Genomic DNA, 24,756 nt, shown 5'->3' with positions numbered 1-24,756 from the left:
GTCACTGGAGAAGAACATGAACACATTTGCCAAAGTGCTGACCGGCAGCCTGCTCGCCCTGTCCGTCACCCACGCTTTCGCCGCCAATGGCGACGTTGAACACAACACCCAGGCCTTCCTGGATGTGTTGAACGCCGGCACCGGCAAACCGATGGAACAACTGACGCCCAAGGAAGCCCGCGCCGTACTGACGGGTGCCCAGGCCGGTGTGAAGTTGACCTTGCCCAAGGCGGACGTGAGCCAGAAGACCATTCAGGTCGATGGCCAGCCGCTGGACCTGACCATCGTGCGGCCAGCCGGGGTCAAGGGCACATTGCCGGTGTTCATGTTCTTTCACGGCGGCGGCTGGGTCTTGGGGGATTACCCGACTCACGAGCGCCTGGTGCGCGATCTGGTGGTGGGTTCGGGAGCCGTGGCGGTCTTCGTCAACTACACGCCTTCACCGGAAGCGCACTACCCGGTGGCGATCAACCAGGCCTACGGCGCAACCAAGTGGGTCGCCGAGCATGGCAAGGACATCAACGTCGACGGCAAACGCCTGGCGGTCGCGGGCAATAGTGTCGGCGGCAATATGGCAGCCGTCGTCAGCCTGATGGCGAAGGACAAGGGCACACCCGCGATCAAGTTCCAGTTGCTGTTGTGGCCGGTGACCGATGCCAACTTCGAGACGGCGTCCTACAACCAGTACGCCGAAGGGCACTTCCTCACCAGGAACATGATGAAGTGGTTCTGGGACAACTACACCACCGACGCCAACCAGCGGGCCGAGATCTACGCCTCGCCGTTGCGGGCGACCACGGATCAGCTCAAGGGCTTGCCGCCCGCGCTGATTCAGACTGCCGGTGCCGATGTATTGCGTGACGAAGGCGAAGCCTATGCGCGCAAGCTGGACCAGGCCGGGGTTCCCGTGACGGCCGTGCGCTATAACGGCATGATCCACGACTACGGTTTGCTCAATGTGGTCAGCCAGGTACCAGCCGTGCGTTCGGCCTTGCTGCAGGCATCGGACGAGCTGAAGCAGCACCTGAAGTAAAAAGCAGCGCTCACGAAAAAGCCCGACGCAAGGTCGGGCTTTTTTCGTATCGGCGAGGCCAGAATTACTTCTTGGCGCGACCTTTGTACGAACCACCTTCGCGGGTGTCGATCTCGATCAGGTCGTCGATTTCGATGAAATCGGCTACTTGCAGTTCGGTACCGTTGCTCAGTTTGGCAGGCTTCATCACTTTGCCCGAAGTGTCGCCGCGAGCGGAACCTTCGGTGTAGGCAACCTTACGCACGATAGTGGTCGGCAGCTCTACGGAAACCAGGCGCTCTTCGAAGAAAATAGCTTCGCAGACGTCTTCCATGCCTTCTTCGATGAACGGCAGAACAGCTTCGATATCTTCAGCGTTCAGCTCGTACATGGTGTAGTCGGTGGTGTCCATGAACGTGTAGGTGTCGCCGCTGATGAAGGACAGGGTCGCTTCTTTGCGGTCGAGGATCACGTCATCCAGTTTGTCATCGGCGCTGTAGACGATCTCGGTCTTGTAACCGGTCAGCAGGTTCTTCAGCTTGGTCTTCATGATTGCGCTGTTACGACCAGACTTGGTGAACTCAGCTTTCTGAACCAGCCAAGGGTCGTTTTCGAGACGGATCACTGTACCGGGTTTCAGTTCTTTACCAGTTTTCATTGCGTATATCCGAAATTTGGATGGGATTTACAAAAATCAAGGTCGCGTATCATATCCAACTTTCATAAAACTGTACCAGCGCCGTCGCAAGATCTGCCTGCAAGCCCTGTTCCAGACACCACGTCTGCGCGTGCTGACTCAACTCAGGCCAGTGCTCCAGCAGCATTTTCCACGGTTGTGCCATATCGCCATCAGTGTTCCAGGCTTGCCAGAGTTCAACCAGGGCAGCCTTTGCGGCCGGCGACAGGGCGGCGGTGTACAGGTCGAGGAAGGCATCGAGCTTGTCCAGATGGATGTCTTCGTCCTGGCGATAGATATGCCACAACAGCGGCCGCCCGGCCCATTGGGCGCGCACGAACGAGTCTTCGCCGCGTACGGCGTTGAAGTCGCAACACCACAGCAGGCGGTCATATTGCTCCTGGCGCACAAACGGCAGCACCTGCACAGTCAGGGCGTCGCGCTGATGCAGGTCCCCCACCGACAGGCCTTCGACACCGAGCCAATGCTGCACATCCCCGAGGATGCGCCCTTCAGGGACCAAGAGATGAGTGGCATGCCCGTCGGTCGAGAGTACGTCCAGCCAACTGGCCAGCCCAGCGTTTTCGTAGGCGAACAACGAGATCAGCCGCACACCCGCTGCCGGAAACACACCCAACGCGTGCAGGAATTGCCGCTGCGCAGCGGCATCCTGTTGAAACGCCTGACGCTGTTCCAGCAACCCTGCCTCGCGTAACAGCCCCCCCGTGCCGGGACGGAACCCCGGAAAAAAGAAGTACTTCTGCACGCCCTTGAACTTCACCGACGGCAACCGATGACACCCCACCACCCAGTCTTCGGCACTGAGGTAATCCAGGTTCATCCACAACGGCGTGCGTTCACGCGCGGCCATGGCTTCCATGTAATCAGGCGGCAACTGGCAGGCGAAGGCGGCGATCACCACATCGGCTGCCGGGGCGCTCGACCACACAGCCGGCCAATGGCGCACATCGACACCCTCTTGCCATTGCTGGTCAAGACGCACATCAATCTCGGGACACATACGCTCGAAGGCGCGCAGGTCGTCGACCCACAAGCGCACCTCGCACCCCTGCTCTGCCACCAATTGCCGGGCCAGGCGCCAGGTCACGCCAATGTCGCCGTAGTTATCGACGACGCTGCAAAAAATATCCCAGCGGGCTTTCATTCCGGGCTCCAACGCTCAAAGGCTCGATTGTCCGCATAAATGCGCCGATGCAGAAGGCTTGATAGCGATTATTCTGCACAGTGGCTGTGCGACAATCGCCGCCATGCTGTTAATGCCTGCCAGGAGGCCATCATGTCTGATCGCTCGTTGTCGCTGCCCAAGCTCACGCTCGCCATTGCCCTGGGGGTGTGGCTGGGGTTTATCGCCATTGCACTGACCACCTGGCTGGCGTCGCGCTATCTGTTCCCGCAAAGCCTGGCGCCTGTAGCCCAGGCCGTTCAGCAACTGGGTAAACCTGCACCGGTTGCGCCGGAGCCGCCGAACCGTATGTTCGAGCAGTACCAACAGAACCTGCAGAAGCAGAAACAACAGCAGGCCCTGGACCAGGCCCGCAACAACGCACGCAACCTGTCCAACCCAAAATGCCAGTTCTGGCTGCAGCAGGACCTGAACGCACCGAATGAAAAGACCCGGGCCAATGTCCTGCAATTCTGCGATTGATGACCATGAATAAACACGCTGTTCACCAGTTGATCCTGGAAAAGCTCACCGCCGACCTCGACATCGCCCGGCGCGCCGCGCAGACCGCCTACGAAACCGCAACCCACGAAGAAAATATCGCCGAGAACAAATACGACACCCTCGGGCTGGAGGCGTCTTATCTGGCAGCCGGACAAGCCAAGCGCGTCGAGGAAATCAAGCAGGCGCTGGTGCTGTGCCAGAACCTTCCTCTGCGTGGGTACGATGATCAACGTGGCATAGAAGTCGGCACACTGCTGGGCCTGGAAGACGAGAACGGCCGCCAGCAGTGGCTGTTCCTGGCACCGGATGCAGCGGGTTTGAAGGTGGACGTGGTCGGGCAACCGGTGACCGTCATCACCCCACGCTCACCCTTGGGCAAAAGCCTGCTGGGCAAGTTCGAAGGGGATGAGGTGGAGATTCTGGTGGCAGGCGCCCGGCAACACTTTACGGTTACCGAGGCCAAATAACCCCCTTAATGGACGGGCAATTCCACGCCGTCGAACAGCTCTTCCAGTTCCTGTTTGTTGTGGCACTGGATCGCCTTGGCCATGACTTCACGGGTCAGGTGCGGCGCGAACTTCTCGATGAAGTCGCACATGAAGCCCCGCAGGAAGGTGCCACGACGGAAGCCGATCTTGGTCACGCTGGACTCGAACAGCTCGCTGGCATCGAGCACCACCAAGTCTTTATCGAGGTTGGTATCGACTGCCATCTTGGCAACGATACCCACGCCCAGGCCCAGGCGAACATAGGTCTTGATGACGTCGGCGTCGGCGGCGGTGAACACCACTTTCGGCGTCAGGCCCCGATGGCTGAAGGCTTCGTCGAGCTTGGAGCGGCCGGTGAAACCGAAGACGTAGGTCACGATCGGGTATTCGGCCAGGGCTTCCAGGGTCAGCTTCGGCAACTTGGCCAATGGGTGGCCTTGGGGCACGACCACGCAACGGTTCCAGCGATAGCACGGCATCATCACCAGGTCACCGAACAGCTCCAGGGCTTCGGTGGCGATGGCGAAATCGACGGTGCCGTCAGCGGCCATCTCGGCGATCTGCATCGGTGAACCCTGGTGCATGTGCAGCGCGACGTCCGGGTATTGCTTGATAAAATCACGGATTACCGGCGGCAACGCATAACGCGCCTGGGTGTGGGTAGTGGCAATCGACAGGGTGCCTTTCTTCTCGTTGGAGAACTCCTGGGCGATCTGCTTGATGCTCTCGACTTTGCGCAGGATCTCGCCGGCGGTGGTGATGATGCGTTCACCGGCCGGGGTGACACGGGTGAGGTGCTTGCCGCTGCGCGCGAACACTTCGACGCCCAACTCGTCTTCGAGCAGGCGGATCTGCTTGCTGATACCCGGTTGCGAGGTGTAAAGGCTTTGAGCGGTAGCGGAAACGTTGAGGTCGTGGTGCGCCACTTCCCAGATGTAGCGCAGTTGTTGAAGCTTCATATGTATCCCTCAAAGCAGGTAGACGCCGTGGGTATCAGCGACGGTATATAACTATATTAAAGGTTAGACAGATAAATCTAGAACCTTTTATCATTTTCTATCCCTCACACGTCATCGCTGCGTCGACGCTGTAAGGAAGGCACCAGATAAACCGGCACGTTAGACAGCTGCAGCACCCGTGCAGCGGTGCGCCCAAGCGGTGTGGCGGCCGCCGCGGCATGGCTGTGACTGCCGACGATCAGCAGGTCGACGGACAGTTTGCGCAACTGGTCGAGAATCACCTCACACGGGTCCCCCTGGATCACCCGTACCGAGCGGATCAACTTCAAATCCTGCTCACCCTCTCCCAACTCCTCGCGAAAGCTGTCGAGCACCCGCTGCTCGATAGTCGCCATCACCGTGCTCAAACCCTGGGTCTGCCACTCACTCAAGGCCTGTTCATCAAGGTAGCTCTGCAACACCGATTCGGCGAACAGCCCAATCGGTTCAACCGCGTGAATCACATACAGGTCAGCCTTGAACGTCCGCGCCAGCGCCAGTGCATGTTGCATCACATAAGGCGCATACAGACCAAGGTCCGTGGCGTACAGCATCGAACGAATCATAAAACCTCCTGGACAGCCGGAATGGAGGAGATTGAATGAGCTTAGCAGCGCCCCTAACTCTCGGCCTGAATCCTCACCTCGTTACTGATGCCATGGGGCACATGCCCGGTGGCCACCACCTCCCGGGCCTTCTCGCAATGCCCGGCCTGGTCATCGAAAAACACATCAGCGGCAAACGCCTCCAGGAATGCGGACTTCTCCAGGCCGCCGAGAAACAATGACTCATCCAGTCGGATATCCCACTCACGCAAGGTACGAATCACCCGCTCGTGAGAAGGCGCCGAACGGGCGGTGACCAAGGCTGTGCGGATCGGGCAGGCCTCGTCTGGAAACTCACGCTGCAACAAGTTGAGTGCCGCCAGGAACCCCTTGAAGGGACCGCCGTGCAAAGGTTGCCGCGCCGACTCGCGCTCGCTGGCCTGGAACGCCTCCAACCCGCCGGCCTGATACACGCGCTCCGACTCATCGGAGAACAGCACCGCGTCACCGTCAAAGGCGATCCGCAGCTCCTCGCTGGACGCCCGGCGCGGACCGCCCGACAGAATCGTCGCGGCGGCAAAGCCGGCATCGAGGGCACTGCGTACATCTTCAGCATGGGTGGAAAGAAACAGATGGCAGCCAAACGCAGCTAAATAAGGATAAGGACTACGTCCGCCTACGAAAGCGGCACGGGAAATATCCAGGCCGTAGTGCTGAATCGAGTTGAATACACGCAGGCCGGTGTCGGCACTGTTACGCGATACCAGTACCACCTCGACCCGAGCACGGCCCAGGCTGGCATTGAGGCTCAGCAGCTTCTTGACCAGCGGAAAGGCGTCACCGGGCTCAAGGGTCTCTTCCTCGTGTTCGATCTGATATTTACGGTAGGCCTCCACCCCTTGGGCCAGGTAGACCTTGTGGCTGTCGCTCAGGTCGAACAGCGCCCGCGAAGAAATCGCCAGCACCAGTTTGTCGCCCAATCCCTTTGCCATGGTACGTCCCCCGAATCAGCGGTTATGCCGATCAATAAAACTCAAGGCCTGGTACAGCGCCTGCATTCGCGGCAATTCGCAACCCGCGGCCTTGGCGGCAGCGAGCGGTCGCGCATAGATCGCCGCCAGTTCCAGCGGGCGTTTGTGCACATGGTCGTGGTACATGCTGGGCAGGTAATCGTCCATGGTTTCCGTCATGGCGAACATCTGCTCGGCGTAACTGCCGGGAATTTCATGGCCACAGGCATGGGCGCCCTGCACCACTTCGGCCATCAGCGCCTGGATCAGCTCACGGCTGGATTGGTCCGCCATCATCGCCGTGGTGCCCGCGCCCAGCAACACCGAGAGGCCGTTGTAGGGGACGTTCCACACCAGCTTGTGCCAGCGGGCCTGATGCACATTGGCCATGGCTTGGGATTCGATGCCGGCCTTATGAAACAACGCAGCGCCGGCTTCGACAATAGCCTTCTGGCAGCTCTCATCGTTGGCCGCCGTGCCGCTGTGGTAGCCCAGGTTGACCCGGCCCAACGCCTGATGTTCTACGACGCCAGGTGCAGAGCGGTGTACGCCGATGTAGCACAGCCCGCCCAGTAGATGCAGCGATGGCGGCAGGTGTTCACGCAGACTGTCTTCGACATCCAGGCCGTTTTGCAGCAACACCACCTTGGCGTCCGGCGCCGCGACCTGGGCGAGGGTCGGGGCCAGCTCGACATTGCCCGTGGACTTGGTGCCCACCAGCAGCCAGTCGCACGGCGGCATGTCCGCGGCACGGGCGTAGGCCTGCACCGGGCGCAGCAGCAGGTTGCCATGCACACTGCTATTGACGCGCAGGCCGTGCTCGCTGACCGCCGCGTATTCGCTGCGCAGCAGGAAGTGCACGTCGAAGCCCGCGCGTGCCAGCATCACTCCATAGAAGCCACCAATGGCGCCGGTTCCGATAATGCCGATACGTGGCGTCTGGGGTGCAAGTGCAGTCATGGCAAATCCTCCGGGGTGCGGGTAAGCGCTATTTTTACTGCTTCGCAGGTGTCAGCAGGCGTAAGACGTGTCTGTATCTGCCCGAAGAATTGACCCTCGCACACCACAAACAACGCCGGCAAATGAAAGATCTGGTAGCGTTCGACCGCACCGCCGTTGTGCCCGGCATCCACCCAGCACACGCGGTCCACCGGCAAACGCCAGCCCGGCAATTGCTGGCGCGCCCAACGGCAACTGGAACACCCCACGCTGGTGAACACCACCAGCGAAATACCTGGCAATCCCAGCAATTGCTGGTCAATATCCAGGTCGGTCAATTCCAGTTCCTTCACTATACTGCTGCCACCGCCGTCAACTGGACGGTGCTCGGAGTCCGTGTACATGGGTCGTTTTTTACCTCACCCTGATGATGTCGCTGTCGAGTTAATCCAACGCCCCTCTCCTGCCATCCCCCGCCAACGCCTGCTCACTATCGGCCTGGGCGGCGTCGCCTGCAATTGGCCCCGCGCGTGGCGCCAGGGCACGGCCGTTGATCTGCTCATTCCCTCCCTGGGCGCCAGCGCCCGCTATCCAGGTTATGTGGCGTGGTGTCGCAAGGTGGAAAACGGCTACCGCGTGGGCATTTCGTTTACCGATGAACATGCGTTGTTCGGTGCGCGAATGGGTGAGCAAGCATGCCGGATAGAGCGCTACTGCCGCCAGCATGAAGATGCCGAACCGACCCCGCAGCAACTCGAAGCCCTGGCCCGTGAGTGGGTGGCGCGCCATGCGGGCGAGTTCTCCCATGAAACATTTGTGCGACCAGCGCGGGATTAAAGCGGGCTTTGCCCATTGTCGCGGGCCCGTGTTACGCGCTAAGGTTCCTCCCCCCTGCATTCAAATCATGCTGTGCCCGCCGCACGGGGATGGCAGGCGGCCGGCACCCGTGACCCTGGCGAGTAACACGATGGCTGATTTACCGATCAATGACCTAAACGTCGAATCCAACGAGACCCTGATCACACCCGATCAGCTCAAGCGCGAAATCCCTTTAAGCGACGCTGCCCTGCAGACCGTCACCAAGGGCCGCGAAGTCATCCGTGACATTCTCGATGGCACCGACCACCGCCTCTTCGTCGTGATCGGGCCTTGCTCGATCCACGACCTCAAGGCTGCTCACGAATACGCCGAGCGCCTAAAAGTACTGGCGGCAGAAGTGTCCGACACCTTGTACCTGGTGATGCGCGTCTATTTCGAGAAACCGCGTACCACCGTCGGCTGGAAAGGCTTGATCAACGACCCGTACCTGGACGACTCGTTCAAGATCCAGGACGGCTTGCACATCGGTCGGAAATTGCTGCTGGACCTGGCCGAAATGGGCCTGCCCACTGCCACCGAAGCCCTCGACCCGATTTCCCCGCAGTACCTGCAGGACCTGATCAGCTGGTCGGCCATCGGCGCGCGCACCACCGAGTCGCAGACCCACCGCGAAATGGCATCCGGCCTGTCTTCGGCCGTAGGCTTCAAGAACGGCACCGACGGCGGCCTGACCGTGGCGATCAACGCGCTGCAATCGGTCTCCAGTCCTCACCGTTTCCTGGGTATCAACCAGGAAGGCGGCGTCTCCATCGTCACCACCAAGGGCAATGCCTACGGTCACGTGGTGTTGCGCGGCGGCAATGGCAAGCCCAACTATGACTCGGTCAGCGTTGCGCTCTGCGAGCAGGCGTTGAACAAGGCCAAGATCAAGCCGAATATCATGGTCGACTGCAGCCACGCCAACTCCAACAAGGACCCGGCCCTGCAGCCGCTGGTGATGGAAAACGTGGCCAACCAGATCCTCGAAGGCAATCAGTCGATTATCGGCCTGATGGTCGAGAGCCACCTGAACTGGGGCTGCCAGGCGATTCCGAAGGACCTGGCCGACTTGCAGTACGGCGTGTCGATCACCGATGCCTGCATCGACTGGTCCGCCACCGAAAATACCCTGCGCAGCATGCACGCCAAGCTCAAGGACGTATTGCCGAAACGCAAACGCACCTGAACCTGTATCTGAAGTATGCGCACACAAAAACGCCGGGCTGAGCCCGGCGTTTTTCATCCTGCGTTTTATGCCTCAAAGCTTCGCGGCATGGCGCTGGTGGCGTTCCATGTAGCGTTCGACATAGGAGCACGACGGGATCACCGTGTAGCCTTGCTCTTCGGCAAACTTCAACGCTTCCTCGGTCAACGCAGCTGCAATGCCACGGCCGCGCAGTGCGTTGGGCACGAAGGTCCGATAGATGTCCAGGGTCTGCTTCCCGAGGTCCATATAGGTCAGATAGGCACGATGACCGTCCACATTGGTCTCGAACTGATGACCAGCCTGGTCATGGTGGATGGACAACGCCTCGCTCATCACTACTCCTCGCGGGTCTTGGATTCTGACCCCTACCTTACCGATGTTTTTCCGGCGAAGGAACATCTACGCCACCCCGTGCCGGTTTCGACAACGAGAAAACCTTGAGCGCTCACAACCAGCACGTAGGGAATAGTAGGCACCAATCCTGTAATTGCTCAAGGCGTACCCGTCATCCCTGCCGCTGGTGGATATAGAAAGGGCCTCGATCAACCGGTGACCGAAAGCCTGAACATTGCCGGCAGTTGAACCTTGAGACGAACAGGCGCTCTTAAAGTCACCTCTACATGCACAAAAGATGCGGAGCGTGGTAAAGGCCAGCCAAACGAAAGTGTCAGCCTCGATATATAAAATTTCATCTATTTACAAGGCTTAACACATGCGGGCCGGCCCTCTCAGCCTGGGTCCAACCTCCGTCAGACTGCAAAAAACTGTACGGTTTTTATACAAATGTCCAAAAGATTAGCCAAAATAGATTCGGCACAAGAATTTTTTTTGCTTCTTGCGCTACGTCAGTTTACTTACTACAAGTAATGGGTAGTATGTACGCCGGCTATTAGCTCACTCTGAGAGTAGCCATTTAATAGAAAGTCCTTGAAGGGGAACACGATGAACAACGTTCTGAAATTCTCTGCTCTGGCTCTGGCCGCAGTTCTGGCTACCGGTTGCAGCAGCGTCTCCAAAGAAACCGAAGCTCGTCTGACTGCAACTGAAGACGCAGCAGCTCGCTCCCAGGCCCGTGCAGACGAAGCCTACCGTAAAGCTGATGAAGCTCTGGCTGCTGCTCAAAAAGCACAACAGACTGCTGACGAAGCTAACGAGCGCGCTCTGCGCATGCTTGAAAAAGCTAGCCGCAAGTAATAATCCCTCGGGATTGTTATCAAGCCGATCCATTCTTGGATCGGCTTTTTTATTGCCTGCGATTCGGCTCTCGATTACAGACAATAAAAAGCCCGCCGCAGCGCAAGGCTGCAGCGGGCTGTTGATGGAGCAGGCTTACTGCTGCAAATCAATCGGCGCGCTGGAGGCAATCGGTGCAGCACCTGGCACACCGATCTCGGTTGGCAGGCCATCTTCCGCCGCGACCACATCACGCACCTGGTCCCAGTTCACCCGCAGGTTATTGGCCAGGTCTTCACGCTTGAGCAAGGCGTTGATCACTGCCGTGTGCTTGTCGACCACCGACGGCGTGCCGTCGTCGTTCAAGGGCGTATGCGCTTCGAGGTAGACCTTGCCGCCGCTGCTGCCGAACTTGTAGGCATCGTTGATGATGCGCACCGACGTCCCCACCGGGACCATACCGGCCATTTCCAGCACGTTGTTGTTGAACATGCGGAAGCAGCCGTGGCTGGTACGGGTGCCGATGCCGAACTTCATGTTGGAACCGTGGATCAGGTAACCCGGCGTCCCCAGGGTGAACTTGAACGGCCCCAGAGGGTTGTCCGGGCCGGCCGGCACCACATTGGGCAACGGGTCGCCGTTGGCGGCGTGCTCGGCCTTGATCGAGGCCGGCGGCGTCCAGGTCGGGTTCGGCGTCTTAGCGATGATGCTGGTGTGAGCAATGGGCGAGCCCCAGCCTTCACGACCAATCCCAAGCGGGAAGGTGTAGACCACGTCCTGTCCCTTGGGGAAGTAGTAGAGCCGATATTCCGCCAGATTGATCACAATGCCCTCACGGGGGCCCGGCGGCAGAATGAAGCGCGTCGGCAGGACGATCTCGGTCCCCGCCCCCGGCAACCAGGCATCGACGCCCGGATTGGCCGCGACCATTTCCGAATAGCCCAGGTCGTAGGTGGTGCCCAGGTCGGCAAAGGTGTCTTCGTACTTGGCCTTGATCACCTGGACCTGACCGACGATGTCTTCACCGGGTGGAGGCAAGGGCAACTGCAAGGCGGCGGCAGGACCGGCCGCACACAAGGCAGCAAGAGACAGGCAGCAGGTGACGACGGAAAGGCGCGACAACATCCGGAAAATCCTTCGCAGAACGACGGGAGGTAAAAATCGATTGTATACGTGAAGCGGGCTTCTAGCTGCCCCCTACAACTCGAAACGCAACTCGGGCCAGATTGGCGGCGTGCCACGCTTCTGCGACTCCAGGATCGCCCGGCACAAAGGGCACAGGCGCTGGTCCTGAAAAATCGAACGGTCGACCAGGGACCAGCGCGGCTGCGCCGGCAATAACGTACCGCACAGGGTCCGATCGATGGAGCCGCCCAGTTCCAATTGACGCGTCACCAGATGCACCCGCACTTCCTGGCAGGCGAACAGATCCAGCTGTTCGTCCGGCTCGATCAGTTGGTAGTTAAACAGGGACCAGGCAGGACGCGACATCGGGGGCTCCAGATCGGGGGGGCGCCACCTTAGCCGAAAGCCTGCCGGTAGAAAAGCGTCATAGCAGCGGTTTTAGCATCGGCCAGACATTTTCCAGCAATTTACCCTGGGCGCCGACCGCCGGGTGCAGTTGATCCGCCTGCATCAGCTCCGGATTCCCCCCCACGCCTTCAAGGAAAAACGGTACCAGCGGGACGTTTTTTTCCTTGGCCAGCACGCCATAGACTTCGGCAAACGCCGTGGTATATCGCGGGCCATAATTGGGTGGCAACTGCATACCCAGCAACAAGACTTTGGCACCGCCGGCCTTGGACTGGTCGATCATCGACGCAAGATTTTGTTTCAATTGCGCAGGCGGCTGCCCGCGCAAGCCATCGTTGCCCCCCAACTCGATCACCACCACGTCCGGCTTATGCTCTGCAAGCGCCGCCGGCAGCCGCGCCAGGCCTCCGGCACTGGTGTCGCCGCTGATGGAGGCGTTGACCACCTTATCGTCGAAACCCTCCTTCTTGAGCCGTTGCTCCAGCAGTGCCACCCACCCTTTGCGGGTATCCAGGCCGAAACCGGCACTGATACTATCGCCAACGATCAGGACTGTACCCGCCGCTGCGTTCTGGGCCATGCACATCAAGGCCAGGCCAGCACTCAAAAACCACATTCGCATCGGATTCTCCATGGGCGCAAGCATTCTCACCGCGCGGAACCTCAGCAAAGTGGTTCCCAGCGCGGAAGGTGAACTGACTATCCTGCACGAACTGAGCCTGGAACTGAACAAGGGCGATAGCCTGGCTATCGTCGGCAGCTCCGGTTCCGGTAAATCCACCCTCCTCGGCCTGCTGGCCGGCCTCGATCTGCCCAGCAGCGGTGAAGTCACCCTCGCCGGCCAGGCGCTCAGCACCCTCGACGAAGACCAACGGGCGCGCATCCGCGCCGAACACGTGGGCTTTGTGTTCCAGTCGTTCCAACTGCTCGACAGCCTCAATGCGCTGGAGAACGTCATGCTGCCGCTGGAGCTGGATGGCCGCAAAGACGCCCGCGAACGCGCCAAACACCTACTGGAGCGCGTGGGCCTCGGCCAACGCCTGACCCACTCACCACGCCAGCTTTCCGGGGGCGAACAGCAACGGGTGGCGATTGCCCGCGCCTTCGCCGCCGAACCGGACGTGCTGTTTGCCGATGAGCCCACCGGCAACCTCGACAGTCACACCGGCGAGCGCATCAGCGACCTGCTGTTCGAGCTCAATAAAGAAAGCGGCACGACCCTGGTGCTGGTTACTCATGACGAGCGCCTGGCTCATCGTTGCCGACGCCTGATCCGCCTTGAAGCCGGCCTGATGGTCGCCCCCCTGGAGCCTTGATGGCACGTTTGCCGCTATTGCGCCTGTTCAGCCTTGCCCTGCGCCAATTACTGCGCGATGCCCGCGCCGGCGAATTGCGTGTGTTGTTCTTCGCCCTGTTGGTGGCCGTGGCCGCCAGTACCGCTATCGGTTATTTCGGCGCCCGCCTCAACGGCGCGATGCTGTTACGCGCCACCGAGTTCCTCGGCGCCGACCTGGTACTCGAAGGCAGCTCACCGGCCCGCCCCGAACAAATCAGATCCGGGACCGAACTGGGCCTGGATCACGCCCGTGTGGTTGAGTTCTCCAGCGTCATCGCCACCGACAACGGCATTCAGCTTTCCAGCATCAAGGCCGTGAACGAGCAGTACCCGCTGCGGGGCGAGTTGAAGAGTGCCGCTGCGCCTTTTGGCGATGAAACCCCAGGCGGCGGACCGAAACCGGGTGAAGCCTGGGTAGAGGCGCGGCTGTTGACGGCGCTGGACCTGAAAGTCGGCGACAGTATCGATGTGGGTATGAAGACCTTGCGCCTGGCACGCGTACTGACCTACGAACCGGATCGCGCCGGCAATTTCTATAGCCTGACGCCCAGGGTGATGATCAACCTGGCGGACCTGGACGCCACCGGCGTAGTCCAACCAGGCAGTCGCGTCAGCTACCGCGAGTTGTGGCGTGGACCACAGGCCAGCACTGCGCTGCAAACCTATCGTGACCTGATCAAGCCGGGGCTCGCCGCCAACCAGCGTCTTCAGGACTCACGGGACGGCAACCAGCAGATCGGTGGCGCCCTTGGCAAAGCCGAGCGCTACCTGAACATGGCCAGCCTGGTGGCTGTGCTGTTGGCCGGTGTGGCCGTGGCCCTGTCGGCCAACCGTTTTGCCACCCGCCGTTTCGACGCCAGTGCGTTGCTACGTTGCCTTGGGTTGTCGCGACTCGAGGCCATGTTGCTGTTCAGCCTGCAACTGAGCGTACTGGGGTTGCTGGCGAGCCTGGCCGGCGCCCTGCTCGGTTGGCTGGCACAGTTTGGCCTGTTCTATTTCCTGCACGACCTGCTGCCGGCGGATGTTCCCCCAGGCGGGCTGCTGCCGGCAGTCGCCGGGATCGGCACCGGGCTGGTCGCTCTCGCGGGTTTCGCCCTGCCACCACTGGCCGCACTCGGTCGCGTACCACCTCTGCGCGTGTTGAGGCGCGACCTGCTGCCTATCCCGTCCAGCACCTGGATGGTCTACGGCGCTGCGCTGTTCGCCCTGGGCCTGATCATGTGGCGCCTTAGCCTCGACCTGGTGCTGACCTTCGCCCTGCTGGGCGGCGGCGTGGTCGCCGCGCTGGTTCTGGGTGGCTTGCTTCTGCTGCTGTTGCAGAGCCTGCGACGCCTGTTGGCCCGCGCGTCCCTGCCCTGGCGCCTGGGCCTGGGCCAATTGCTGCGCCACCCGCTGGCGGCGGCGGGCCAGTCCCTGGCGTTCGGCTTGATCCTGTTGTCCATGGGCTTGATCGCCCTGCTGCGCGGCGAATTGCTGGACACCTGGCAAAACCAGTTGCCCAAGGACGCACCTAACTATTTCGCCCTGAATATCCTACCGGCCGATAAGGACGCCTTTGGCGCCCGCTTGCTGGAAGTGCAGGCGCAATCAGCGCCGCTGTACCCGGTGGTGCCAGGGCGATTGATCAGTATCAATGGCGAGCCTGTACAGGAAATAGTCAGCAAGGACTCCAGTGGTGACCGCGCGGTACAACGCGACTTGAGCCTGACCTGGGCCGCCGACCTGCCGCCGGGCAATACCCTGACCGAAGGCTCATGGTGGTCGCAACAACCCACCGATGGAATTCCTGGAGTCTCGGTAGAAGCCAAGGTCGCGCAAAGCCTCAAGCTCAAGTTGAACGATCACCTGGTGTTCACCATCGCCGGGGAAAACCGTGAGGCACGGGTTGCCAGCCTGCGAACCATCAACTGGGATAACTTCCAGCCGAACTTCTTCATGATTTTCCAACCGGGTACCTTGACGGACCTGCCGGCCACCTACCTGACCAGCTTCTACCTCGCGCCAGGGCATGATCAGCAGATCGTTGATCTGTCCCGCGCCTTTCCGGCGGTGACCATCCTGCAGGTCGAGGCGCTGCTGGAGCAGCTGCGCAGCATCCTCGCCCAAGTGACCCTGGCAGTGGAATACGTGTTGTTGTTTGTACTTGCCGCGGGCATGGCCGTACTGTTCTCCGGCCTGCAGGCCACATTGGATGAGCGCATTCGCCAAGGCGCACTGCTGCGAGCACTGGGCGCAGAGCGCAAGCTGCTGGTCAAGGCGCGGCGTATCGAGTTCGGCTTGCTGGGCGCAGTCAGTGGCTTGCTGGCAGCGCTGGGCACCGAGTTGGTCACGTGGGTGCTGTACCGCTATGCCTTCGACCTGGCCTGGCACCCGCACCCCTGGCTATTGCTGCTGCCTGTGGTCGGCGCCGTATTGATCGGCGGTGCCGGGGTGTTCGGCACACGCCGTGCGCTGAATGCAAGCCCGCTGACGGTATTGCGCGAGGGTTGAGCGGTCAACGGCCCGCCTCCCTTGCGGGGTGCGGGTCAACGTCGCTTACTTCACGTACTCAATAGCGGTGATCCACCAGCACACCTCGCCTCCCGGGGTCTGCACAATGGCCTCATCGTCGACTTCCTTGCGCAGCAGCGCACGGGCCATCGGTGAATCGATGGAGATATAGTCCATCCGATCATAAATCTCGTCATAACCAACGATACGAAAACGCTTGGTGTCGCCTTGCTCGTTTTCAATATCGACCCATGCGCCGAAAAACACCTTCCCCTCCTGCTCGGGCATGTACTCCACCACGCGCATGTCTTCCAGGCGCTTGCGCAAATAACGCACCCGCCGGTCGATTTCACGCAGCAGCTTTTTGTTGTACTGATAGTCGGCATTCTCGCTGCGATCCCCCAGGGAGGCAGCCCACGTCACCTTGCGTGTGGTATCCGGACGCTTTTCGCGCCACAGGTAATCCAGCTCTTTCTTCAGCGCTTCATGACCTTCTTTGGTAATCAGCTTGGTACTCAAACGCATGCATCCCCAGGCAATGTCCATAGGTGTCGATAGGCCAGGAAATCACACCCCGGCGTCGGTTCGCTGGCATTGATGATAAATGAACCCGAGAAAGTAGCCAGGCCGGTCTAACCATCCAAGGCCTGATCCAGTTCAAGCAGCACACCTCGCAGGCTCTGGCGCAAGCCCGATACTTGCGAGGTCATCACCTTCAGGGCCTCGGTTCGCTGACTGACCGCCAAAGACTGGTCATGCAGTTGAGCGGTGCGTTGCTCCAAATCCCGGGTCCTTTCATCCAAATGGGTTTGCTCCTGCTGCAATCGGGCCTGCCATTGATCAAGCGCCGTTGCCCTTTCCTCCGCAGCGAGTTTCTGTTGGGTCAACTCCTGAGCGACACGAGCGAGGTTGGTCAGTGTACTGCCCACTTCGGACAAGGTGCCGTCGTCCGCGGGTGCCGGAAGCTGCGGCTGAGCCGGGGGGCTTGGCTCATTCAGGACAACAGGTGCATCCCGAACAATGGCCGCAGGCGTGTCGACTGACATCTGTCGGGGTTCTTCTACAACAGGTTCATGTACAGGCTCGGGTGGATTCGCCCCCCTGACAGGTGAACTCATTTTCGACGAGAAACGAATGGAAGGCACAATCAATGAAGCACTTTCGATTGCCGGCATCACCGGCGCAGACATTCCCAGGGTGATCACTTTCATCACCAATGCCTTCTTTATGATCACCGAGTGATGTTCTTCGGGCCTCGCAGGCGGCAGCTTGCAGCCTTTCAAATCGATAAAATGATAAGGAACCTGAGTTTCGGTGACACCCGCCTTGGTGCCTGCCGCCACCGATGTGAGAATTTGCTTGAAGACATGCATGGCCACATGCAGGTCTTCCTTGGACTCAACACCGCTCAGAAAATACCGATCAAGCTTTTTGCGCAAGGCTGCGACATAAACCCTGGAACTCGCCGGCTCAACCTCTTCATCCAAGCTATAAACAAGGAAGTTGGAGGCAATCTGACCTACAGCAAACCCACAGAGCAATGCACCGTTGACCGGAGCATCCTGACCGTCGCGTTCAAGAACAAGGGTACGTAGAAGCATCATGGTAATCGGGCCTCATTACAAAATTCGAAAAGTCTCTATAACCTTCAGACATTCACTCAATAATTAAAGGTTAAAAACACAAAACAATTGTTTCAGCGACCTGCCTGGCGCGCACGTAGGATTTTTCCGATTAATGCTGAGCGGCGTTCCCAAAAACAGCTATTGCCCGTACCCTTTTCAAACTCTCCCCCTCTACGACCACACCACGCTAAATGATCGAAATAATCAACCTGACAAAATATTTTAATAATAAAAAAATAATCAGCGATTTTTCATTCAGCGCAAACAAACAGGAATGCCTGGGATTATTCGGAGAAAATCCTACAGTTAAAACGGCGCTTCTCGATGTAATATCGGGCTCGACCACTCCTTCCAGCGGGTATATAAACATCCACGGTTTCAATACTAAAACCCATCCATTTAAAGCAAAAAAACTCATCGGCTACCAACTTCATAGGTGCGTCAGTCATCCTACGATGTCGGTTAAAGAGTTCCTTGACTACATCGCAGCCATTCGCGGACTGCGCGGCACCGAAAAACGCGCGCAGGTGGAATATGCCGCGACACGATTGGAGTTGTTGCCGGTGCTCAATGCGCCCCTCGAGGCTCTCTCCATGGGTTTAAGGCGCAAAGTCGCCATTGCCCAGGCCATCCTGCACACCCCGGCCTTGCTATTACTGGATGAACCGACCGAGGGGCTGGCACCTGATCAGAAACACACATTCAGGAGCCTCATCCAGTCATTGATGCAAGAAATGACAGTGATCATCGCGTCCCGACACTGCGATGAATTGTCCGAACTCTGTACGCGCGCACTGGTTATCGCAGGCGATCGTCTGGTGGCCGATGCTCCCATGCCGGATTTGCAACGCGACTCTCGCCATTTCCAGGCGGTTACCCTCACCGCAGATGCCCCCTTGGACCTGCTGGCTCTCGCCGTACTGCCAGGGGTCGCGGGCATCGAAGAACATCGGCATGCACCCGGCACCGTGACCGTCCTGCCCATGCCGGGGCACACCATCTACCCCCATATCAATACGCTCATTGCCAATCGTCGCTGGAAAATCAACTCACTGAGCCTGGAGCCTGGTCGCCTCAGCGACGTAGTTCACGCTCTGAGCCGAGAGGCCCCCCTTTGAAACTGCTGCCCGTCATTTTCAAGCGTCAGCTCGCCCACTTTGCCGGTACACCCGGCACTTATCTGAGCATTGCCATTTTTTCAGTACTGTCCGTGGCATTGGGGTTGCACATGAGCTCCTGGCCAGAACAGGACAGCAGTCACTTGCAGGTTTTCTTCCAGCTACACCCCTGGCTCTATTTGTTATTGATTCCTGTACTGGCGGCACAACTCTGGTCGGACGAGTCCAATGCCGGTTTTCTCGACCTGATGAAAACACTACCCATCACCACGTTTGAATGGGTTATTGGCAAATTCTTAGCAGCCTGGGTCATGGCGGGCACAGCCCTCATGTTGACCTTCCCTCTCGTGATCATCGCCAACTACCTGGGCGTGGCGGACAACACTGTTATTGCTTCGCAATTTATATCAAGCTGGCTGCTGGCTGGCAGTTATCTAGCGGTCGGTTGTTTTATCTTCACACTGGTGCGTCAGCGCACTGCCCTTTTCCTACTGACAGTGGGCTTGATGCTTATCGTCAGTGCGCTCTCTTATTTACTCGATGCACTTGAACATCAAGCCCCAATCTGGGCGGTGGACAGCTTGGTCTCCCTCAGCCCTTTTTCGAGATACAGCGCTATCGACAATGGAAAGTTCACACTTCGTGACACGCTTTACTTTATCAGCATGATCTTAGCGTTTCTCGCAGCGACGACCGTAACGCTCAACTATAAACACAGCTGAGAAGGAAAGCCCTCCATGCGACCTACTCTGCGCACCGGCATGACACTCACTGTCATCCTGTTACTATTCCTGGCGTTTAACTTAGTCTGGGTAGGAAAGCTGCCGAATATCCGATGGGACTTCTCACAAGGAAAAACCCATACCCTATCTCCTCAAGTACGACAGTTACTCGCGTCATTGGAAAACCCTCTGGATTTGTATTATTTCAATACCCATGACGACCCTAAACGAAGCTACGCCTTGAAACGCTATGGCAAGCGCATCGAAGACCGGTTGATCGAGTACGAAAACGCAGCGAAGGGCATGATCAACCTGCACCTTATTGATCCCGTACCGTTTTCAGAAGATGCCTACAAAGCCAGGCTGTTCGGTCTCGACGACAATGCGGGGTTCCTGGGCCTGATCGGCACACGAGCCGGCCACGGGGCGCAACGCATCGAATCGTTCAGCTTGGACCGGGAGTCATTGCTCGAATATGAAATCAGTCATTTGATCTACAAGTTGCAGCATCCGGAGCGCCCCGTTATTGGACTGCTGTCAGGGTTGGCGGTGGGAGAATCCTCTGGCCGATTGCTGAAGGAACTGCAGCGACATTTTAATCTGGTCAATCTGGGAGCGACCACCGAGCGCGTGCCGGAACAGGTCAAGACGCTCATGGTCGTGCATCCACAGGCGCTGCCTGAACAAGCGTTGTATCAGATTGAACAATTTGTATTGAAGGGCGGTAAATTAATGGCATTTATCGATCCCCTGAGCGAGCAAAGCTCGACCATCACATCCGCCAACACCCGACTGGCTGATTTGCTTGCCGCTTGGGGGATACAAATGCCAGCGGACAAATTTCTGCTCGACCTCCGCTACGCAGCGTCGCAGCCCCCTGTGAACGGGAAGCTCACAGTGCAGCATCCGGGCCGGTTGACCCTGCCCCGGCAGGCGATGAACACAGACGATCCGAGCACCTGGAAATTGAATACCGTGACGGTATCGAGCAGCGGCGCGCTCTTTCGCCGCCAGAAAGCTCGCACGACCCTGACCCCTCTTCTGCACAGCTCCGGGCAATCCGAGTTGCGGGAAACCAACCGGCTCGCCTCAGCAACCGAGTTCGATTCAACGGCCGATGAGGCGTCCAGCCAAGCGCAACGCCACGTGATTGCAGCCCGTATAGAGGGGCCGGCCTATTCAGCATTTCCCGATGGCATTGAAGGACAGCCGGCAGGTGTGCAAAAAGCGGCGCAGATCCATGTGGTGGTAGTCGCCGACACTGATTTGCTCACGGATCAAATCAACAACTCAGCGCCCGACAGCAACGCACTGTTTATCTTGAATACACTGGATAACTTGTCCGCTGGCGATGTACTGACCAATATTCGCCCGCGCGCGCTGGCGCAAAGATCGCCGAACAGGCTGGACCAGATGCGCGACAGCGCCGTGCACGCCTACGCGCAGAAGGCGACTGAGTTGGAACAGCGCCTGCTACGAACAGAACATGAATGGCAAATGCTGCGCCCAACGGAGGTCCCACTCGGCTCCCAGACCGTAGACACCACCACCCAATTGGTTGCACTCAACAAGGAACGCCTGCGCTTACCAATGGAATTACATGCCTTGAGGGCCGAGGCATACGCGCAGGTACATCGCCTGGAGTTCGTCATAAAAATGGTCGTGACCTTGGCGATACCACTGATGCTATGCCTGGTCGCCTGGGTGGTTTTTCTCTGCAATCGACGGCGTCGATTACAAGCAGGAGTCGCGCTCTACTGACCGTTCAACGCCTGGCAATCAGCCCCTGCCGGGCAATGCGGGTCAATTGTCGGATGACTTCCTGTGCGTTGCTCGCGCTGGGGGCCTGGATAACCGCTAGATCAAAGCTGTTATTCGCAAAACGAGCAAGAGAATCGCCATCTTCCACAAACTGAATCAAGAATGCCGATGGCCGCCCGCTGCGACGTGGCCACCCGTCCAGATAACGTAAGAGCGTAGGCTGATGCTTGCCGCCCAAGAGGATTTTTGGATTGCGTTGGGTGAGGTCCGCGGTGATCGGGGCCAGGCGTATCAGGGGGCGTAGTGCATTCATCGTGTCGTGTCTCTGCCTCAAAAGTCTGCGGGCAGGTGAGAGGCAACACCGAACCAGCGCTTTAGCGGTATTTCGAAGTTGCCTCCTCAGGGGAAAACAGGCTTCTGTCGGGTTCTATCGAGACCCAGTGGCGCCCCGCAATTAGCTGTTTAAATCGGCGCATGGGCAGCATCCTAGAGAAGCCGGTGGGGCGGTGTCAAGAATCCCGAGCAACGAAAAGGCCCACACGGTGGTGGGCCTTTTCAGAGTTTTGCGCAGGTGTCAGTTGGCGATGGCGCGGTCGGCAGACAGTTTGCCAGCACCTTCCAGCAGCACCGCCAGGGCGCCGCCCAACAGGGCAAGTGCGAACTCATAACCGTTGTTGGCCATGAACAAGCCGTTATGGATATGCACCGAGAAGATCGCTACCAGCGACAAAATGGTCAGGCCCAATGCCGCCGGGCGTACCAGCAAACCGATAATCAGCGCCAGGCCGGCAAAGAACTCGGTTCCGCCCGACAGCAGCGCCATCAGGGTTCCCGGTGCCAGGCCAATGCTTTCCATCCACTGGGCGGTGCCCGCCAGGCCATAGCCGCCAAACCAACCGAAGAGTTTTTGCGAACCATGGGCGGCGAAGATGATGCCGACTACGATGCGCAGGATGGTCAGGCCGTAGCCGGCACGAGTGGACAGTACGCTTTTGATCATTGGGCTCATGGGGTGAATCCTTTTCGAAATAGGGGTTAGTTGGCCGCTATATTAATCAGTTTAAACAATGATAAAAGCGGAAAAACTGCCTGATTAACATCGAAAAAATCGATTATTTCCGTGAGGCGATTTTCGGCGCCGGCGGTTCCAGAGACTCTCGCTCCCGATCAAACGCCAAGTAGTACTTGTTGACGCTATTAACATAGCTGACGCCCCCCATCCCCACCTGCTCCATGGCGATGCGTTCCACCTGGAAGAACCATTGATTGGGGTTCAGTCCCCGGCGCCTGGCCTCGGTGCGCATGCCCTGCACCCGCTCCGGTCCCATGTTATACGCGGCCAATACGAAGGCCATGCGCTCGCGCTCGTTGAGCTTGGGGCTGGCAAAGAACTTTCGGCGGATCAGCGCCAGGTAACGCGCGCCCGCCTGCACATTACTGTCGAGACTTTCGATGTTGTTGACGCCCACCCGCTGCGCCGCCGAAGGGGTGATCTGCATCAGGCCGGTAGGGCCGCCGCTGTTGCGCGCACCCGGGTCGAAAGCCGACTCCTTGAACGCCAGCGCCGCGAGGTTCAGCCAGTCCATGCCTTGCTCACGGGCGTGCTTTTGCAATACCGGGCGCAGTTTTTCCAGGCGCTGGCGGTCGACGCGGGCCAGCGGGTTGCGCACCTGGTAGAGGCGCCGATAGATGCGCTGGAATGCCACGTCCTGGTCGGACGGCGTGCGATAGGTCTTGAGAAATCGGTCAATACTGGCACGCAGCATCGAGGCATCCTGGCGCACAAACCAGTACTCGTCGCCCGGTCCACTGATTGCCACCTGCTTGTCGAAGCGCAACTTGGGCAGGATCTTCGACCAGCGTTCGGCAATCGGCTTCTCGACGATAGTCAGGTGAAAAATACCCGCCTGGACCATCTCCAGCACATCCTCCACCGCCAGGGTCGGGTCCACCCATTCCACTTTTACCGGCGGCTGTTTGTGCAAGGCCAGCTTCTGGTTGACCTGGCTGATGGCATCCGCCGCCGCACTGCCGGTGGTCAGCGCCAGGGTACGCCCGGACAGCTGCTCCAGCTTGGTAAACCGCCGCTCACCCTTCACCCCCACCAGCCATAACGGCACACCGCTGGCGATCGGATCGCTGGTGCTGATCTTGTGCGCGGCCTTCACATCCAGCAATTCACCGGGGGCCACCAGGTCACCTTCGCCACGGGCCAGTGCGCCGAGTAGTTGATCCTTGGCCTTGGGAATGATCTTGAGGTTGATTTCCTGGCCATCACGGGCGTGGCCATTGAGGTATTGCTCGAAGGCACGCAGGCGATGGTATTCGACACCGATGGCCTGCCCCTGAACCTCGCCGGAACTGTTACGGCTCTGGTTGACCAATACACGCAGGGTGCGACTCGAGCGAATCTGCGCCAGGTCGCGCACTTTGCCGGGCTTGGTCACTTCCAGCGGCCCATCCAGACGCGCGACCGCCGCCATGGGCAGCAGCAGCGTCAGGCACAACATAAGCAACGCCGAGGGTCGGATCATCCGCTCTCCGGAAAGAATACTGGCCAACACCCTCGCGAAAAACGAGGTATTGGGGGTCAGAAACAGAGCGCTTTAAGCGCTGGCAAGACGCGCAACGGTGGCACAGTGCGAGGCGTTCAGCCAACCACGATGTCACTTGCGACGTTCAAAGACAGCTATAACTCGTTGTAGTTCTTAGTTTTTCTTATAAATCTACAGCTCTGATATGCTTTCCGGCCGCAGGCGGAGATAGCACCATGCAACTCATTGATATCGGCGTCAACCTGACCAACCCCAGTTTCGACGAGAAACACCAGGCTGTTCTCGACCGCGCCTATGCCGCCGGGGTCCAACAATTGGTGCTCACCGGCACCAGCGTCGACGGCAGCGAACAGGCCTTGGAACTGTGCGTCAACCTCGATGACAGCGGCCAACGCCTGTTCAGCACTGCCGGCATCCACCCCCACTCCGCCAGCGATTGGAACGGCGATAGCGCCAGGCGTCTGCGCGGTTTACTCAACGAAAGCCGCGTACGTGCGGTGGGCGAATGCGGCCTGGATTTCAATCGGGATTTCTCTCCGCGCCCGCAACAGGAAAAAGTCCTCGAAGAGCACTTGGCTCTGGCGGTTGAGCTGAAACTGCCGGTATTTCTCCACGAGCGCGACGCCAACCAACGCCTGCTGGAGATCCTCAAGGACTACCGCGACCACCTGAGCGCCGCCGTGGTGCATTGCTTCACCGGCGAACAACAGGCGCTGTTCAGCTACCTCGACCTCGATTTGCACATCGGCATCACCGGCTGGATCTGTGATGAACGCCGTGGGACGCACCTGCACCCGTTGGTCAGGGAAATTCCCCGTGGCCGTCTGATGCTAGAGAGCGATGCGCCCTACCTGCTGCCGCGTACCCTGCGTCCAAAGCCGAAAAACGGCCGTAACGAACCGGCCTACCTGCCGGAAGTGCTGCGCGAAGTCGCCCTGCACCGCAACGAAACGGTGGAGGACCTGGCTCAGCACAGCACCGCCTGTGCGCGCGCGTTTTTTGGGCTGCCTGCGGTGGATTGAT

Annotated in this window: 28 protein-coding genes; 12 read left to right on the top strand and 16 right to left on the bottom strand. The window is 59.1% G+C overall.

What is annotated here, in order from left to right:
- Positions 1-16 precede the first annotated feature (16 nt).
- Positions 17-1,033 (top strand): alpha/beta hydrolase, encoded by a 1,017-nt coding sequence (locus M2397_RS05415; protein WP_167656206.1) that lies wholly within the window; start codon positions 17-19, stop codon positions 1,031-1,033.
- Between the two features lie 64 nt (positions 1,034-1,097).
- On the opposite strand, the gene M2397_RS05410 is transcribed toward M2397_RS05415, so the two are convergent.
- Both M2397_RS05410 and earP read right to left on the bottom strand, forming a co-directional pair.
- Positions 1,098-1,670: an elongation factor P gene (locus tag M2397_RS05410; RefSeq protein WP_003172723.1), complete on the bottom strand. Its 573-nt coding sequence runs from the start codon at positions 1,668-1,670 to the stop codon at positions 1,098-1,100.
- A 49-nt stretch (positions 1,671-1,719) separates the two neighbouring features.
- Positions 1,720-2,853, bottom strand: a complete 1,134-nt coding sequence (earP, locus tag M2397_RS05405; protein ID WP_184746402.1) for an elongation factor P maturation arginine rhamnosyltransferase EarP — start codon at positions 2,851-2,853, stop codon at positions 1,720-1,722.
- A gap of 132 nt (positions 2,854-2,985) precedes the next feature.
- Here earP and M2397_RS05400 point away from each other — a divergent pair, with 132 nt between their 5' ends.
- Entirely contained in the window at positions 2,986-3,354 is a 369-nt protein-coding gene (locus tag M2397_RS05400; RefSeq protein WP_259242401.1) for a hypothetical protein, read from the top strand.
- Positions 3,355-3,359: 5 nt separating this feature from the next.
- On the top strand, positions 3,360-3,842 hold the full coding sequence (locus tag M2397_RS05395) for a GreA/GreB family elongation factor (protein WP_167656209.1): 483 nt from the start codon (positions 3,360-3,362) through the stop codon (positions 3,840-3,842).
- A 5-nt stretch (positions 3,843-3,847) separates the two neighbouring features.
- On the opposite strand, the gene cysB is transcribed toward M2397_RS05395, so the two are convergent.
- From cysB to M2397_RS05370, 5 genes are all read right to left on the bottom strand, one after another.
- The gene (cysB, locus tag M2397_RS05390) at positions 3,848-4,822 is read right to left on the bottom strand and encodes an HTH-type transcriptional regulator CysB (RefSeq protein WP_003189876.1); all 975 of its coding nucleotides are present in this window, start codon (positions 4,820-4,822) and stop codon (positions 3,848-3,850) included.
- A 104-nt stretch (positions 4,823-4,926) separates the two neighbouring features.
- Positions 4,927-5,427: a universal stress protein gene (locus tag M2397_RS05385; protein WP_131699527.1), complete on the bottom strand. Its 501-nt coding sequence runs from the start codon at positions 5,425-5,427 to the stop codon at positions 4,927-4,929.
- Positions 5,428-5,480: 53 nt separating this feature from the next.
- Positions 5,481-6,398 carry a 5'-nucleotidase gene (locus tag M2397_RS05380; protein WP_131699528.1) on the bottom strand — a complete coding sequence of 306 codons (918 nt, stop codon included), beginning with the start codon at positions 6,396-6,398 and terminating at the stop codon, positions 5,481-5,483.
- 15 nt (positions 6,399-6,413) lie between these two features.
- On the bottom strand, positions 6,414-7,376 hold the full coding sequence (locus tag M2397_RS05375) for a putative 2-dehydropantoate 2-reductase (protein WP_259242400.1): 963 nt from the start codon (positions 7,374-7,376) through the stop codon (positions 6,414-6,416).
- Positions 7,373-7,759, bottom strand: a complete 387-nt coding sequence (locus M2397_RS05370; protein WP_131699530.1) for a thioredoxin — start codon at positions 7,757-7,759, stop codon at positions 7,373-7,375. The genes M2397_RS05375 and M2397_RS05370 overlap by 4 nt, the downstream gene beginning before the upstream one ends.
- On the opposite strand from M2397_RS05370, the gene M2397_RS05365 reads away from it, so the two are divergent.
- A complete protein-coding gene (locus M2397_RS05365; RefSeq protein ID WP_131699531.1) occupies positions 7,758-8,192 on the top strand; it encodes a PilZ domain-containing protein in 435 nt (144 codons plus the stop codon). The two genes, M2397_RS05370 and M2397_RS05365, sit on opposite strands and share 2 nt — an antisense overlap.
- A gap of 130 nt (positions 8,193-8,322) precedes the next feature.
- A complete protein-coding gene (locus M2397_RS05360; protein WP_053130701.1) occupies positions 8,323-9,399 on the top strand; it encodes a 3-deoxy-7-phosphoheptulonate synthase in 1,077 nt (358 codons plus the stop codon).
- Positions 9,400-9,471: 72 nt separating this feature from the next.
- Here the strand turns inward: M2397_RS05360 and M2397_RS05355 are convergent, their stop codons facing one another.
- A complete protein-coding gene (locus tag M2397_RS05355; protein ID WP_027606976.1) occupies positions 9,472-9,753 on the bottom strand; it encodes a GNAT family N-acetyltransferase in 282 nt (93 codons plus the stop codon).
- Between the two features lie 609 nt (positions 9,754-10,362).
- On the opposite strand from M2397_RS05355, the gene oprI reads away from it, so the two are divergent.
- Positions 10,363-10,614: an outer membrane lipoprotei OprI gene (gene oprI, locus M2397_RS05350; protein WP_003172710.1), complete on the top strand. Its 252-nt coding sequence runs from the start codon at positions 10,363-10,365 to the stop codon at positions 10,612-10,614.
- A gap of 135 nt (positions 10,615-10,749) precedes the next feature.
- Here oprI and M2397_RS05345 read toward each other — a convergent pair whose 3' ends face one another.
- The 3 genes from M2397_RS05345 to M2397_RS05335 form a co-directional block, all read right to left on the bottom strand.
- Positions 10,750-11,718 (bottom strand): L,D-transpeptidase family protein, encoded by a 969-nt coding sequence (locus M2397_RS05345; protein ID WP_027606975.1) that lies wholly within the window; start codon positions 11,716-11,718, stop codon positions 10,750-10,752.
- 72 nt (positions 11,719-11,790) lie between these two features.
- Complete coding sequence (locus M2397_RS05340) at positions 11,791-12,084, bottom strand: hypothetical protein (protein WP_003172705.1); 294 nt, start codon at positions 12,082-12,084, stop codon at positions 11,791-11,793.
- Positions 12,085-12,142: 58 nt separating this feature from the next.
- Positions 12,143-12,748, bottom strand: coding sequence for an arylesterase (locus M2397_RS05335; RefSeq protein ID WP_167656213.1), 606 nt, complete (start codon positions 12,746-12,748; stop codon positions 12,143-12,145).
- 10 nt (positions 12,749-12,758) lie between these two features.
- Here M2397_RS05335 and M2397_RS05330 point away from each other — a divergent pair, with 10 nt between their 5' ends.
- Both M2397_RS05330 and M2397_RS05325 read left to right on the top strand, forming a co-directional pair.
- Entirely contained in the window at positions 12,759-13,442 is a 684-nt protein-coding gene (locus tag M2397_RS05330) for an ABC transporter ATP-binding protein (protein ID WP_016972350.1), read from the top strand.
- Positions 13,442-15,952 (top strand): ABC transporter permease, encoded by a 2,511-nt coding sequence (locus M2397_RS05325; protein WP_131699534.1) that lies wholly within the window; start codon positions 13,442-13,444, stop codon positions 15,950-15,952. The genes M2397_RS05330 and M2397_RS05325 overlap by 1 nt, the downstream gene beginning before the upstream one ends.
- 45 nt (positions 15,953-15,997) lie before the next feature.
- On the opposite strand, the gene greB is transcribed toward M2397_RS05325, so the two are convergent.
- Complete coding sequence (greB, locus tag M2397_RS05320) at positions 15,998-16,471, bottom strand: transcription elongation factor GreB (protein ID WP_167656214.1); 474 nt, start codon at positions 16,469-16,471, stop codon at positions 15,998-16,000.
- A gap of 113 nt (positions 16,472-16,584) precedes the next feature.
- Entirely contained in the window at positions 16,585-17,556 is a 972-nt protein-coding gene (locus tag M2397_RS05315) for a hypothetical protein (protein ID WP_131699535.1), read from the bottom strand.
- A gap of 212 nt (positions 17,557-17,768) precedes the next feature.
- Here M2397_RS05315 and M2397_RS05310 point away from each other — a divergent pair, with 212 nt between their 5' ends.
- Genes M2397_RS05310 through M2397_RS05300 form a run of 3 tightly spaced genes read left to right on the top strand, consistent with a single transcriptional unit; the run spans position 17,769 to position 21,178 of the window.
- Positions 17,769-18,695, top strand: a complete 927-nt coding sequence (locus M2397_RS05310; protein ID WP_167656216.1) for an ABC transporter ATP-binding protein — start codon at positions 17,769-17,771, stop codon at positions 18,693-18,695.
- Positions 18,692-19,417: an ABC transporter permease gene (locus M2397_RS05305; RefSeq protein WP_259242398.1), complete on the top strand. Its 726-nt coding sequence runs from the start codon at positions 18,692-18,694 to the stop codon at positions 19,415-19,417. Before M2397_RS05310 ends, M2397_RS05305 begins: the two co-directional genes overlap by 4 nt.
- 15 nt (positions 19,418-19,432) lie before the next feature.
- Positions 19,433-21,178, top strand: a complete 1,746-nt coding sequence (locus M2397_RS05300; protein WP_259242397.1) for a Gldg family protein — start codon at positions 19,433-19,435, stop codon at positions 21,176-21,178.
- A 4-nt stretch (positions 21,179-21,182) separates the two neighbouring features.
- On the opposite strand, the gene M2397_RS05295 is transcribed toward M2397_RS05300, so the two are convergent.
- The 3 genes from M2397_RS05295 to M2397_RS05285 all read right to left on the bottom strand — a co-directional run bounded on the left by M2397_RS05295 (position 21,183) and on the right by M2397_RS05285 (position 23,712).
- Positions 21,183-21,491, bottom strand: coding sequence for a hypothetical protein (locus M2397_RS05295; protein WP_090407344.1), 309 nt, complete (start codon positions 21,489-21,491; stop codon positions 21,183-21,185).
- A 261-nt stretch (positions 21,492-21,752) separates the two neighbouring features.
- Complete coding sequence (locus M2397_RS05290; RefSeq protein WP_131699539.1) at positions 21,753-22,187, bottom strand: DoxX family protein; 435 nt, start codon at positions 22,185-22,187, stop codon at positions 21,753-21,755.
- 103 nt (positions 22,188-22,290) lie between these two features.
- Positions 22,291-23,712 carry a transglycosylase SLT domain-containing protein gene (locus M2397_RS05285; RefSeq protein ID WP_167656218.1) on the bottom strand — a complete coding sequence of 474 codons (1,422 nt, stop codon included), beginning with the start codon at positions 23,710-23,712 and terminating at the stop codon, positions 22,291-22,293.
- A gap of 236 nt (positions 23,713-23,948) precedes the next feature.
- Between M2397_RS05285 and M2397_RS05280 the strand changes: the two genes are divergently transcribed.
- Entirely contained in the window at positions 23,949-24,755 is an 807-nt protein-coding gene (locus M2397_RS05280) for a TatD family hydrolase (RefSeq protein ID WP_131699541.1), read from the top strand.
- Position 24,756 lies beyond the last annotated feature (1 nt).

It is taken from the genome of Pseudomonas sp. BIGb0381 (genome assembly GCF_024809815.1).
Taxonomy (GTDB): domain Bacteria; phylum Pseudomonadota; class Gammaproteobacteria; order Pseudomonadales; family Pseudomonadaceae; genus Aquipseudomonas.
This window is presented reverse-complemented; position numbering and strand designations above follow the sequence as displayed.

What these genes read in the sequence shown, in the direction of transcription:
- M2397_RS05415 (WP_167656206.1), top strand. Translation starts at nt 17, where the DNA reads ATGAACACATTTGCCAAAGTGCTGACCGGCAGCCTGCTCGCCCTGTCC.
- M2397_RS05335 (WP_167656213.1), bottom strand. Translation starts at nt 12,748, where the DNA reads ATGCGAATGTGGTTTTTGAGTGCTGGCCTGGCCTTGATGTGCATGGCC.
- M2397_RS05385 (WP_131699527.1), bottom strand. Translation starts at nt 5,427, where the DNA reads ATGATTCGTTCGATGCTGTACGCCACGGACCTTGGTCTGTATGCGCCT.
- M2397_RS05360 (WP_053130701.1), top strand. Translation starts at nt 8,323, where the DNA reads ATGGCTGATTTACCGATCAATGACCTAAACGTCGAATCCAACGAGACC.
- oprI (WP_003172710.1), top strand. Translation starts at nt 10,363, where the DNA reads ATGAACAACGTTCTGAAATTCTCTGCTCTGGCTCTGGCCGCAGTTCTG.
- earP (WP_184746402.1), bottom strand. Translation starts at nt 2,853, where the DNA reads ATGAAAGCCCGCTGGGATATTTTTTGCAGCGTCGTCGATAACTACGGC.
- M2397_RS05370 (WP_131699530.1), bottom strand. Translation starts at nt 7,759, where the DNA reads ATGTACACGGACTCCGAGCACCGTCCAGTTGACGGCGGTGGCAGCAGT.
- M2397_RS05300 (WP_259242397.1), top strand. Translation starts at nt 19,433, where the DNA reads ATGCGACCTACTCTGCGCACCGGCATGACACTCACTGTCATCCTGTTA.
- M2397_RS05380 (WP_131699528.1), bottom strand. Translation starts at nt 6,398, where the DNA reads ATGGCAAAGGGATTGGGCGACAAACTGGTGCTGGCGATTTCTTCGCGG.
- M2397_RS05345 (WP_027606975.1), bottom strand. Translation starts at nt 11,718, where the DNA reads ATGTTGTCGCGCCTTTCCGTCGTCACCTGCTGCCTGTCTCTTGCTGCC.
- M2397_RS05400 (WP_259242401.1), top strand. Translation starts at nt 2,986, where the DNA reads ATGTCTGATCGCTCGTTGTCGCTGCCCAAGCTCACGCTCGCCATTGCC.
- M2397_RS05340 (WP_003172705.1), bottom strand. Translation starts at nt 12,084, where the DNA reads ATGTCGCGTCCTGCCTGGTCCCTGTTTAACTACCAACTGATCGAGCCG.
- M2397_RS05290 (WP_131699539.1), bottom strand. Translation starts at nt 22,187, where the DNA reads ATGAGCCCAATGATCAAAAGCGTACTGTCCACTCGTGCCGGCTACGGC.
- M2397_RS05365 (WP_131699531.1), top strand. Translation starts at nt 7,758, where the DNA reads ATGGGTCGTTTTTTACCTCACCCTGATGATGTCGCTGTCGAGTTAATC.
- M2397_RS05395 (WP_167656209.1), top strand. Translation starts at nt 3,360, where the DNA reads ATGAATAAACACGCTGTTCACCAGTTGATCCTGGAAAAGCTCACCGCC.
- cysB (WP_003189876.1), bottom strand. Translation starts at nt 4,822, where the DNA reads ATGAAGCTTCAACAACTGCGCTACATCTGGGAAGTGGCGCACCACGAC.
- M2397_RS05375 (WP_259242400.1), bottom strand. Translation starts at nt 7,376, where the DNA reads ATGACTGCACTTGCACCCCAGACGCCACGTATCGGCATTATCGGAACC.
- M2397_RS05295 (WP_090407344.1), bottom strand. Translation starts at nt 21,491, where the DNA reads ATGAATGCACTACGCCCCCTGATACGCCTGGCCCCGATCACCGCGGAC.
- M2397_RS05355 (WP_027606976.1), bottom strand. Translation starts at nt 9,753, where the DNA reads ATGAGCGAGGCGTTGTCCATCCACCATGACCAGGCTGGTCATCAGTTC.
- M2397_RS05310 (WP_167656216.1), top strand. Translation starts at nt 17,769, where the DNA reads ATGATCGAAATAATCAACCTGACAAAATATTTTAATAATAAAAAAATA.
- M2397_RS05315 (WP_131699535.1), bottom strand. Translation starts at nt 17,556, where the DNA reads ATGATGCTTCTACGTACCCTTGTTCTTGAACGCGACGGTCAGGATGCT.
- M2397_RS05280 (WP_131699541.1), top strand. Translation starts at nt 23,949, where the DNA reads ATGCAACTCATTGATATCGGCGTCAACCTGACCAACCCCAGTTTCGAC.
- M2397_RS05410 (WP_003172723.1), bottom strand. Translation starts at nt 1,670, where the DNA reads ATGAAAACTGGTAAAGAACTGAAACCCGGTACAGTGATCCGTCTCGAA.
- M2397_RS05330 (WP_016972350.1), top strand. Translation starts at nt 12,759, where the DNA reads ATGGGCGCAAGCATTCTCACCGCGCGGAACCTCAGCAAAGTGGTTCCC.
- M2397_RS05285 (WP_167656218.1), bottom strand. Translation starts at nt 23,712, where the DNA reads ATGATCCGACCCTCGGCGTTGCTTATGTTGTGCCTGACGCTGCTGCTG.
- M2397_RS05325 (WP_131699534.1), top strand. Translation starts at nt 13,442, where the DNA reads ATGGCACGTTTGCCGCTATTGCGCCTGTTCAGCCTTGCCCTGCGCCAA.